The 10,584-nt window shown below is 63.2% G+C and carries 8 protein-coding genes; 5 read left to right on the forward strand and 3 right to left on the reverse strand.

Going from position 1 to position 10,584, the window contains the following annotated elements; translation table 11 throughout:
- Window positions 1–123: 123 nt before the first annotated feature.
- The 3 genes from ACFCU0_RS03050 to ACFCU0_RS03060 all read left to right on the forward strand — a co-directional run bounded on the left by ACFCU0_RS03050 (window position 124) and on the right by ACFCU0_RS03060 (window position 4,683).
- Window positions 124–2,460, forward strand: coding sequence for a penicillin-binding protein 1A (locus ACFCU0_RS03050; RefSeq protein WP_434972190.1), 2,337 nt, complete (start codon window positions 124–126; stop codon window positions 2,458–2,460).
- A 66-nt stretch (window positions 2,461–2,526) separates the two neighbouring features.
- Window positions 2,527–3,894, forward strand: a complete 1,368-nt coding sequence (locus ACFCU0_RS03055) for a metallophosphoesterase family protein (RefSeq protein ID WP_434972191.1) — start codon at window positions 2,527–2,529, stop codon at window positions 3,892–3,894.
- A gap of 243 nt (window positions 3,895–4,137) precedes the next feature.
- Complete coding sequence (locus ACFCU0_RS03060) at window positions 4,138–4,683, forward strand: hypothetical protein (protein WP_434972192.1); 546 nt, start codon at window positions 4,138–4,140, stop codon at window positions 4,681–4,683.
- A gap of 129 nt (window positions 4,684–4,812) precedes the next feature.
- On the opposite strand, the gene ispE is transcribed toward ACFCU0_RS03060, so the two are convergent.
- Window positions 4,813–5,694 (reverse strand): 4-(cytidine 5'-diphospho)-2-C-methyl-D-erythritol kinase, encoded by an 882-nt coding sequence (ispE, locus tag ACFCU0_RS03065; protein WP_434972193.1) that lies wholly within the window; start codon window positions 5,692–5,694, stop codon window positions 4,813–4,815.
- 233 nt (window positions 5,695–5,927) lie between these two features.
- Between ispE and ACFCU0_RS03070 the strand changes: the two genes are divergently transcribed.
- Window positions 5,928–7,280, forward strand: a complete 1,353-nt coding sequence (locus ACFCU0_RS03070) for a BamA/TamA family outer membrane protein (protein ID WP_434972194.1) — start codon at window positions 5,928–5,930, stop codon at window positions 7,278–7,280.
- A 183-nt stretch (window positions 7,281–7,463) separates the two neighbouring features.
- On the opposite strand, the gene dut is transcribed toward ACFCU0_RS03070, so the two are convergent.
- Window positions 7,464–7,922, reverse strand: coding sequence for a dUTP diphosphatase (gene dut / locus ACFCU0_RS03075; RefSeq protein WP_434972195.1), 459 nt, complete (start codon window positions 7,920–7,922; stop codon window positions 7,464–7,466).
- A gap of 347 nt (window positions 7,923–8,269) precedes the next feature.
- On the reverse strand, window positions 8,270–9,844 hold the full coding sequence (locus tag ACFCU0_RS03080; RefSeq protein WP_434972196.1) for a peptide MFS transporter: 1,575 nt from the start codon (window positions 9,842–9,844) through the stop codon (window positions 8,270–8,272).
- A gap of 420 nt (window positions 9,845–10,264) precedes the next feature.
- Here ACFCU0_RS03080 and ACFCU0_RS03085 point away from each other — a divergent pair.
- Window positions 10,265–10,584 (forward strand): OB-fold nucleic acid binding domain-containing protein (locus ACFCU0_RS03085; RefSeq protein ID WP_434972197.1); only part of this gene is annotated, 320 nt, incomplete at its 3' end.

Genomic DNA, 10,584 nt, shown 5'->3' on the forward strand with positions numbered 1-10,584 from the left:
CCTCCTCCGTCTCTCCGCCCGGTCGACCTGCAGCCGCCATTTTTTCACCGAGCCCGGACACGAATCCACGGGAGCGCCTCGTTACCGCGCCCCCTCCGGCTCCTCCAAGACGAACCACGCCTCATGTCTGAGTGGTCTTACTCGGAAGAAGAACTCGACCAGTACTTTAACGAGCCGACGGTCCGCGACAACCAGGTCTCGGAGAACGGACAAAGCAGCCCGTCTCCCGGCGGGGTTCGCGGCTATTTCTACGACCGGTTCGACGATCCGCGCAAAGGCCAAGCCGCCTTCGTCTTGTCCCTCCTGGTCGGCGCCGTGCTGATGGGCGTTCTGTTCCTGGGCGGATGGATCTGGGCCGTCTCCGGCGACCTTCCGTCGACGCAGAGCCTCGAGAACCCGACCTTCCAGTTGGCGACGGTCGCGTACACCGCCGACGGGGAGGAGCTCGCACGGTATGCTCGTCAGAATCGGTCCTGGCTGCGGTACGACAGCATCTCCACCTCCGCGGTCAACGCCCTCGTCGCCACGGAGGACCATCGGTTCCACCAGCACTGGGGGGTCGACATGCGTGGGATCCTCGCTGCGGTCGCCGATATCATGACCGGGACGTTCCGCGGCGCGTCGACGATTACGCAGCAGCTGGCCCGAAACCTGTACAATGAGAAGGTCGGCCGCGAAGTGACGATTTCGCGGAAGCTGAAGGAGATGGTCACAGCCGTCGAACTGGAGCGCCGGTACACGAAGCCGGAGATCATCGAGATGTATCTGAACACCGTCAGCTTCGGATCCAACGCGTTCGGCATCGAGGCGGCTGCGCGCACCTATTACGGCACCTCCGCCAAGAACCTGGAGGTGAGGCAGGCGGCAACGCTCATCGGACTGCTGAAGGCGACCACGTTCTACAATCCGGTCCGCAACCCGGAGAACGCTCGGGTGAGACGCAACGTCGTCATGCAGCAGATGGTAAAACGCGGCTTCCTCGCCCCCGAGACGTTCGCCGAGTACAAGGAAGAGCCGGTGGAGGCCGAGTACCACTCCGCGGAGCTGTATGCAAGCCTCTCGCCCTACTTCGCCGAGTACGTTCGCAACTGGGCCGAGGACTGGGCCGACCAAAACGGGCGCGATCTCTACGCCGACGGTCTACGCATCTACACGACGCTGGACAGCGAGATGCAGGCCATCGCGCGGACCGCCGTCGAACGCCAGATGCAGGACCTGCAGCGCATTGTCGAATATGAGTGGAGCGAGCGGTCCGGCGCCCTCCTGTCGCAGAACGTGGCCCCCTACCGAGAGAAAACCCCCGGCGAAGACTACGAACCGTTCCGCTACTTCTGGGAGTCGAAATCCGGGGTCGTCCGCGACTGGATCCGGTCCACCGACCGCTACTCCTCGCTGCGTGACCAGGGGATCGGCGATGAGGAAGCCGTCGCCCAGCTGAAGGAGAATGAGACCTTTGTCGACTCGCTGAGAAACATCCGCACGCGGCTCGAATCGGGGGTGGTGTCACTCGACCCGCGAAACGGCCACGTCAAGGTCTGGATCGGCGGCCGGGACTTCCGGACGGACAAGTACGACAAGGTCGGGATCGCCCGCCGTCAGCCCGGGTCGACGTTCAAGCCGTTCACCTACACCGCCGCGATCGACAACGGGTACAGCCCCTACGACACGTTCAAAGACAGTACGGTGGTCTGGGAAGATACCGGTGCCGACACGACCTGGACCCCGCAAAACTTCGGCGGATCCACGAATCAGGACATCACGCTGAGCCAGGGCCTCGCCCGGTCGATGAACACGATCACAAGCCGCCTCGTGCTTGAAATCAACCCGAGCACGGTTGCTACGTACGCGCGGCGAATGGGCATCCAGAGCGAACTGCAGGAGGTCCCGTCGATCGCGCTCGGCACCAGCGACGTGACCCTCCTCGAAATGGCGGCCGCATACTCCACGCTCGCCAACGGCGGCCTGTACCATGAGCCAACGGCCGTCACCCGCATCGAGGATCGCTACGGCAACGTGTTGTATGAAGCGCAGCCAACACCGCGAGAAGCCCTCTCGGAGCGCACCGCGTACACGGTCGTCGACATGATGCGCGGGGTCATCGACTACGGAACCGGCATCCGCGTTCGCACCCAGTTCGGCCTCGGGAAATACGACCTTGCGGGAAAAACCGGAACCACGCAGAAATCCGCCGACACCTGGTTCATGCTCATGCACCCGGAGCTCGTAACCGGCTCATGGGTCGGGTTCAACGACCGCCGCGTCACGTTCCGGACGAACTGGTGGGGCCAGGGAGCACACTCAGCGCTGTTTCTCGTCGGCGACTTCTACAAGGGGCTGGCCGAAAGCGACAGCGTGCGGCTTCCCGAAACGTCGTTCCCGATGGTAGAAGACTACGGCAGCCCAGAAGCCAACGTCGACACGACGGAAGCCCCTAACCGGGACGACCGGTTCGGTTGGTAGGGCGTTGGATCGTTGAGGCGTTGGATCGTTGAGGCGTTTGCCGACGGCGCCTCGTTGATGAGCGATATGTCGAGCACCGACTCCGCGCGCGCCCCTGCGCTACCACCGCAACACACCAAGACCGTTCACTATCAAATGCGCGTTCTGCATACCGCCGATATCCACCTGGGGGTCAAAACCTACGGCCGTCGCGATGCGGCGACCGGACTCAACTCTCGGCTTCTGGACGTACGGCGGTCCTTTGAGTCGGTCGTGCAGCGGGCGCTAAACGAGGACGTAGATGCCTTCCTCTTCAGCGGCGACGCCTACCATACCGCCGACCCTACGCCGACGCAGCAGAAGATCTTTGCGGAGTGCCTGCAGCCGATCGCGGACGCAGACATACCCATCATTCTGATTATCGGCAACCACGACCATCCTGTCACCTTCGGGCGAGCGTCGTCGCTCGACATTTTCGAGTACATCGACGGCGACGTTCACTTCTTTTCGAAGCCCGCGCAGCAGGTGCCGGTCATCCAGACGAAAAGCGGACCGCTGCAACTGATCCCCCTCCCCTGGCCCGTTCGCAGTCAGATCGTGTCACGGGACGAATACCGCAAGATGAAGCCGGATGAACTCCGCGCCTTCATCGAAGAGTTGTACGTGAATTACGTGCAGCGCCGCACGGAGGAGATCCGCTCTCGAGGGACGGGCGTGACGCAAGACGGGGGCGAGGTCCGCCTGTCTCCAGAAACACCGACCATTCTGGCGGGCCATGTCACGGTTCAGGGGGCGGAGCTGTCGGGCTCCGAGCGAACGAGCCTGATCGCGTCCGAGCCGAAGTTCACCGTCGGGCAACTGGCCGTGAGCCCGATCGATTATGTCGCTCTCGGCCACATTCACCAGCATCAGAACCGTAACCCGGACGGGCACCCGCCGGTGGTGTATGCCGGCAGCGTGGAACGGGTGACGTTCAAGGAGCGGGACGAGACGAAAGGGTCGGTGCTGGTAACCATCGACCCCGACGCTGCTCCCGGGATGCCGTCACGGACGTCGATGTCATTTCAAGCCACGCCCGCACGTCCGTTCGTGGCCGTCTACGTCGACGCCCGGGACACACCGACCCCGACCGAGCGCATCCTGCAGGCAATCGAGAAAAAGGACGTCACAGACGCCATCGTGCGCGTCCGGTACCGCGTCGAAGAGTCGCAGATTACGGCCATCGATTCTGCCCGTATCCGGGACGCACTGACCGGCGCCGAGAAGGTGGCGGCGATTGAGCGGAGCGTGGATCCCTCCGAGCGGCGGCGCCGGACGGTCGTCACGCGCGACTCCGATCTCGAAGACGCCATGCGGCAGTACGTCGGCCAGCACGACGAACTCCAGGATCTCGAAGACGACCTCGTGAGCGCGGCTCTGGACCTGCAAAACGAGATCGAAGCGACCCGTCAATGACGGAATCTGCCGGCGCATTCCGACACGATTCCGATGGACCAAACGTAACATTCAGAACAACCCACCGCTTCGCGTCGCTGCCGCAGGGTGAGCCGACACCGGTGATGCCCATCGAAGTGAACCGTTCGCCTTGATCCGACGTACGGTTTTTCCACATTGATCTCGCATACGCGGCTCCAGGGGCAAACCTGCTCCTGATTCGATGGACCTGGCCGCATCCGCCCAACTGACGTACCCAGACCCGTGAAGATTCAAGAGCGCACTGTCGACATCCCCCGTAAGGCGAACACCACCAAGAACGACGAACCGGTCAAGATCTGGCCGATCGTCCAGGACGCCCTCGAGAAGATCGAGGCAGATGAGCCAACGCGGGAGGCCGCGGAGGCTGCCCTGGAGTCGAGTGATGGATGCGTGACCCTTGCGAACTACCTGAACGGGCAGGCCAAGCGCGTCCACAAGATGGACTACCGGTTCAAGGTCCCGCTCGTCGTTCTCGGCGCACAGATGGCGCGAGAGGACGATGGCGCGGAGTCCATTTACGATCCCGAGGAAGGAGCCATCTACTTCGAAACCGAAGACCATCAGTTCTCCTTCCACATCGACAAGGAGTGGACGGTCGACTGGGAGCAGGTCGCTGATCGCGTACAGACCGGCTACGACTGGGACGGCATGGAAAAGCAGGTCTGGGCGCTGGACTGGCTGATGGCCTACCTTGAGGTGCCGATGGACGACTACATGGTTAGCGGAGATGACGAGGAGGAAGACGACCAGCACTTCTCCCGCATCTGACATTCCTACCCATTCCAAAGATGAAGCGCCCCGGCCGGCACTGGCCCCGGGGCGTTTTTTGTTGCCTGTACGTGGGCACCGTGCCAACGGCGGGTTTCCACGAGAAGAGCCATCCCGCCGCGCCAACGATCATCCCCGTCCAACGTGATACCCGCGCGCCTTCGCCTGGCGCTCGGCCGCACGGGCACCGGCCGCATCGGTAAACACACCGAACACCGCCGACCCCGAGCCCGAGAGAGAGGCATAGTCCGCCCCCAATTCCACGAGCAGGTCATGCGCCCGGCGAATCTCCGGGTGCGCCTCCATCATCGGCCCCGCAAAGTCATTGGTAAGCTCACGGCGCCAGCGTGCGTAATCCTCGCCGATAACCAGATCGGCAAGATCCGGGCGATTGCTCTCTCGCGGCGTTATCTGGCGATATGCGTCCGGCGTTGACACCTTCACCGGCGGCACGACGATAACCACCGGGGCCGACAATTCGAATCCACCGACGTCCGGACGCAACGGGCGCATCTTCTCGCCTCTCCCCGTCGCGTATGCAGAAGGCACATCTTCCAGGAAAAACGCTACATCCGACCCTACGCCGGCCGCCACGTTATGCAGCATGGCGTGAACCTCGGCGCCGGGACGTCCACCTGCACCGTCCTTCGTCAGCCACAGGTCGGCCAGCAGCAGCAGGGTGGCCGCAGCGTCGCTTGACCCACCGCCCAGACCGGCTCCGTACGGGACCCGCTTCTCCAGGTGAATCTTCGCCCCATCGGTGACGCCGGCCGCGTCCTGCAGGTCCAGTGCTGCCTGTATGCACAGATTGCCCTCATCCGTGGGCAGATCCGGGTCCGAACAGGTCATCGACAGCGTCTCGGCAGGCTCGACCGAAACGGCATCCGACCAGTCGATTCGATGGAAGACGGTTTCAATGTCGTGGTATCCGTCCTCCCGTTTCCGGAGCACGTGAAGGCCCAGATTAATCTTTGCCGGCGCCTCTCGAGATCGGCGGACGGGATCTGTCATTCGGGATAGGATTTCCAGTGGTTAAGTCTGACGCGACGCCGCTTCGTGGATCGATCACGCACGAGGACCCGCGACGTTTCGCCTTCCCGGACGGCTCTCCGCCGCGTCACACGCCATGCCCGTTTCTCTTGCGTTACCTTCTGGTTCTCGCGTGCGGCTTCTCCAGCACACAAACAACGGCCCCTCCCCTTCGGCTCGTTCACGCATCACTGTCACCCTACGTCGAGGATTCCATGAACGCCGTCGCCCGCTCGTATCCCGCCGCCTACCTTTTCTCGATCCTTCTCTTCGTCCTCAGCGCCATGCTCCTTTGGGCGGCCGTCCCGGCTCAGGGCCAACCGTCCGAGCCCGTGATCGTCGCGTCGGACTCTTCGGAGGCCGACACGGACGACGAGGCGCGGAAACGGGACCGCCGATTCCGCCCGGGCTACGCCGGCCAGATCGCCCGGCACCATGCTCCGGACTACGTCGGATCGACCGAAGCCTGGCCGTACAAGAGCACCTCCATCATCGATCGCGACGCTCCGCCGATCCGCTACAACCGCGTGGAGGGACTGACGATCGGCGTGCAACGGAAGCCGCTCGACCTTGAATCCGAGGATCGGGCACGGGCGTTCGGGCAGGTCGGCTTCGCCACGGAACTGAACCGCCTGCGCGCAACCGGTGGTGCAGAGGTGCGTCTCTACAGTCGTCCGCAGCATGCCCTCAAGCTGGGTGCAAAAGGCTACTACAACACATTTACTGAGGATGCTTGGAAGACATCGTATCTGGAGAACTCGCTCGGAGGTCTGATCTTCGGACACGACTTCTTCCACTACTACCAGGCCCGCGGCGCCACGGTCTACGCCGTGCAGCACCTTCCCGCAACGGTTCGGCTCACAGCAGGCCTTCGATCCGAACTTCACGACGCGCTCCGAACCCGTACGACGTGGTCGATATTCGATGGCGACGGATTCAGCGCCAATCCGCAAGCCGACGCGGGACGCACGACCGCCGCGATTCTCGCTCTGGACGCCGGACAGGTGCGCGACTTCGACGGTCTCCCAACCGGCGGCGCCCTCCGCGTCAGCGCCGAGCTGGGCTACGGTCTATCCACGCACGACGACTGGCTCGACGACACGCCGACGGCCGACCTCCGGTACAATCGCTTCACCGCCGACGGACGCGTCTACCTGCCGACGTCCGACGACACGCGCCTTGCCCTTCGCCTTCAGGGCGGATACGCGACGGCGGAGGTACCCCTCCAGAAGCAGTTCTATCTCGGCGGAATCGGGAGCGTACGGGGATACGGGCAGAACGCACTCGCCGGTACCCGCTCGCTCCTGGCAAACACCGAGTTCATTATCGACGGAGCGACGCTCGTCGATGACGTGCTCGACGACGTGTACCTCGCGGTTCACGCCGACGCCGGGTGGGTCGGCCAGCCAGGAGACACGTTCCGCATGGACGATGTGCTGCCATCCGCGGGCTTTGGCATCGGGCTCGACAACCGCGCCGTCCGCCTGGACGTGACGTGGCCGCTTCGAAACGTCCCGGAAGCGAACTCCGGCCCGGCGATCTGGCTCCGCATCACGCCGCACTTCTAAGGCGGACAACGATTCCAGATCTTGAGACGTGAACAAACGCCGCTTCCAGCCATCATGCGTGGAGGCGGCGTTCTTTCGTAGGTGGTTCGTGGATTGTGGTCGGTCGGATCGCTCCCGACCGAAACAGCATTTCCGAACGGGTTCGATCCAACAAACAACCGACGACCCACAACCCACGATCTTTTACTTCTTCCCCGTCGACCCGAAGCCGCCGGCACCTCGCACGGTTTCTTCGAGAGAATCTTTCTCCGTCCACTCCACGCTCGCGTGCGGGGCGACGACGAGCTGTGCGATGCGCTCGCCGCGTTCGATCGTAAAGTCGTCCTCCCCGTGGTTGATGAGGAGCACCTTCACCTCCCCGCGGTAGTCGGCGTCGATCGTGCCCGGGCTGTTCAGGACGGTGACGCCGTGCCGGTACGCGAGGCCGCTACGTGGCCGAACCTGCCCTTCGTACCCGGCCGGCAGCGCGATCTGCACACCGGTCGGGATCAGTTTCCAGGTCCCAGACGGCAGCACGACCGGCTCGTCCGCCGGCACCGCCGCGCGGAGGTCTGCCCCGGCGCTGAGGTCCGTTTCGTGCGACGGAAGGTCGAGTCCGTCCGCGTGAGGAAGGCGGCGAAGGGCGATGGTGAGGCGATCCATGGAGTGAAGGTGTGAGGGAGGCAAAAGGACCTGTGCAACGTCGGGATGCGCTACGTTAAAGTCATCTGATTGGCCGAGAATTCTGCCGTTGTTGAATGAGGGGGTAATCGTTAGTCGTTGGTTGTGGGTGGTGTATTGGATCTTTCCCGACCGGGTAGGCGCTCCCCGAGCTCCATGGGCGGCCCACTTCGCATTCCAAACGTCGCATTCCAAACGTCGCATTCCAAACTTCGCATTTCGCATTAGAAAAGGCCTCCCCGCCGGAGCGGGAGAGGCCTTTTCATCCAATCAGAGAATACAGGCGCGAGGATCATTTCGACCTTCGCCCTCCGCATTTCGAACTGCGTTTATTCCACGTCGCCCATGAGGGGCTTGACGAAGGGCGAGGCGAGGAGGGCGATGATGCCGGCGCCGCTGGTGATCCAGGCGACCATCCAAAAGAGGTTGCTCGGGGCGAGAGCTTCGAGCTGCCCGGCGAGCAGTCCGGCGAACAGGTTGCCGAGCGCGGCGGCAACGAACCAGATGCCCATCATCTGACCGACGCGGTTCTCCGGTGCAAGCTTCGTCATGGACGACAGGCCGACCGGAGACAGGCAGAGTTCGCCACAGGTGTGGAGGAAGTAGGTCACGATCAGCCAGGCCGGCGTGACCGGGTCCTGCGCGGTGGCATTCGCAGCGCCCCACGAGAGGACGAAGAAGCCGCCGGCAAGCCCGAAGAGGCCGAGACCGAATTTCACCGGGATCGACGGATTCTTGCTCCGGTTGGCGAGCCACGTCCAGAGACCGCCGAAGATCGGCGCGAAGATCACGATGAACAGCGGGTTGATCAGCTGCAGCGTGCTCGCCGGCACGAGCGTCCCCATGATGTCCCGGTCCGTCAGCTCTTTCGCAAACAGGTTGAGCGAGGAGCCCGCCTGTTCAAAGCCGCTCCAGAAGACCGCTGCGAGAATGAAGAGCCAGAAGATTACGCCGAGGCGTTTCTGTTCCTGACGGTTATGACCACCGAAGAAGATGATGTAGCCGAAGAAGGCCACGGTAATAGCAACGACAAGGTAACCGAGGTACTGCGCCAGCTCCTGGAGCGTGATGCCGAGCGCCCCCGTGCTCAGAAGGTAGCCGACGCCGACGATGACCAGTGCAAAGGCCAATGCCGCCGTGTAAAACCGTCGCTTCGTCGCCTGCAGCTCCGGCGGCGACTGATCTGTTTCCAGCAGACCGGCGTCTCCGAGGCGATCGGCGCCCACCTGATACGAGATCAGGCCCGCGAGCATCCCGAAGCCGGCAAGCGAGAAGCCGGCGTGCCAGTTCGCTTCAAGGCCCAGCATCCCCGATTCAGCCAGCCATCCGCAGAGGAGGGGACCGAGAATGGCGCCGATATTGATTCCCATGTAGAAGATCGAAAACCCGGCATCTCGTCGCGCCCCGCCCTCGGGATACAGATCGCCGACCATCGAGGACACGTTCGGCTTGAGCAGTCCCGTCCCGACGACGATGAGAGCCAATCCGAGGTAGAAGGTGGAGATGTCCGGCAGTCCGATGAGCGGCCCGGCCATGGTGAAGTGCCCGGCGGCAATCACGATTCCGCCGACCAGCACGGCTCGACGCTGGCCCCAGATGTTGTCCGCCACCCAGCCGCCCGGAAGGGAAAGCACATAGACGAAGAAGGTGTAGAGGCCGTACACGGCGGTCGCTTTCGCCGTATCAAACCCTAGTCCAGGATTCGATCCTGCCGCCGCAGCCACCATGAACAGCACGAGCAGGGCCCGCATGCCGTAGTAGCTGAATCGCTCCCACAGCTCGGTGAAAAAGAGCGTCGCCAGACCGCTGGGGTGGCCGAAAAAGCTCGTGTCGAGCGTGGCAGTCGATGCGTCGGCACCCGCCGCAGAGGACGAGGGCGTCGAGGATGGGTCGTTCGAAGCCATGAGGATGGGATGCGTAGAAAAAAGGGCGAACGGCTCGGCGCGACGGCCGGGCAGGGTCACCGGAACGTGATTAACCGTGGACCGACCGATGCGGCGCGTCCACGTCGGGCCGGCAACCCGGAGACAGCATGCCGCACCGGACGAACGGACCTCTCCGGCGTGCGGCTCTGCGTACGTAACAGGTTTATAATACCGTTAACAAACGTAGGCCACAACCTGCAGTCTGTCTAATTCTGTGTCTAAATTCACGATGAGGATGAACCGGGGGCACGGTACGTCGTTCGGGGAGTGCTTTTCGACGACGGAGCCGTCTGCCGGCTCTCCCTCTGCCGACGTAGCCGTTGATCTCTTCCGGCTGTGTCTCGTACCCTGCAGTACTGCCTGCCCACCTTTCTCACTGCTTCGCCCCGCCTCTCGCTCATGTCCGAACAGCCTCGCGCCGACCTTATCGCTGCCGACACCCACGGCTCTCGCACCCACACATGCGGTGATCTCCGTCCGGATAATTCGGGCGATACCGTCGTGCTCAAGGGCTGGGTCGACACCCGTCGCGATCTCGGCGGCCTGGTATTTATTGATCTGCGCGACCGGCACGGACTCACGCAGATTGTCTTCTCATCGCAGATGAATGAGGCGGCCTATGACACCGCCGGCAAGCTCCGCAGCGAGGACGTCATCAGCGTTCGCGGCACCGTACAGGAGCGGGATGACGACGCAAAGAACGACGCGCTCCCGACCGG

It is taken from the genome of Longibacter sp., assembly GCF_051155795.1.
Lineage (GTDB): Bacteria > Bacteroidota > Rhodothermia > Rhodothermales > Salinibacteraceae > Longibacter.

What these genes read in the sequence shown, in the direction of transcription:
- ACFCU0_RS03080 (WP_434972196.1), bottom strand. Translation starts at nt 9,844, where the DNA reads ATGGCTTCGAACGACCCATCCTCGACGCCCTCGTCCTCTGCGGCGGGT.
- ispE (WP_434972193.1), bottom strand. Translation starts at nt 5,694, where the DNA reads ATGACAGATCCCGTCCGCCGATCTCGAGAGGCGCCGGCAAAGATTAAT.
- dut (WP_434972195.1), bottom strand. Translation starts at nt 7,922, where the DNA reads ATGGATCGCCTCACCATCGCCCTTCGCCGCCTTCCTCACGCGGACGGA.
- ACFCU0_RS03070 (WP_434972194.1), top strand. Translation starts at nt 5,928, where the DNA reads ATGAACGCCGTCGCCCGCTCGTATCCCGCCGCCTACCTTTTCTCGATC.
- ACFCU0_RS03055 (WP_434972191.1), top strand. Translation starts at nt 2,527, where the DNA reads ATGTCGAGCACCGACTCCGCGCGCGCCCCTGCGCTACCACCGCAACAC.
- ACFCU0_RS03050 (WP_434972190.1), top strand. Translation starts at nt 124, where the DNA reads ATGTCTGAGTGGTCTTACTCGGAAGAAGAACTCGACCAGTACTTTAAC.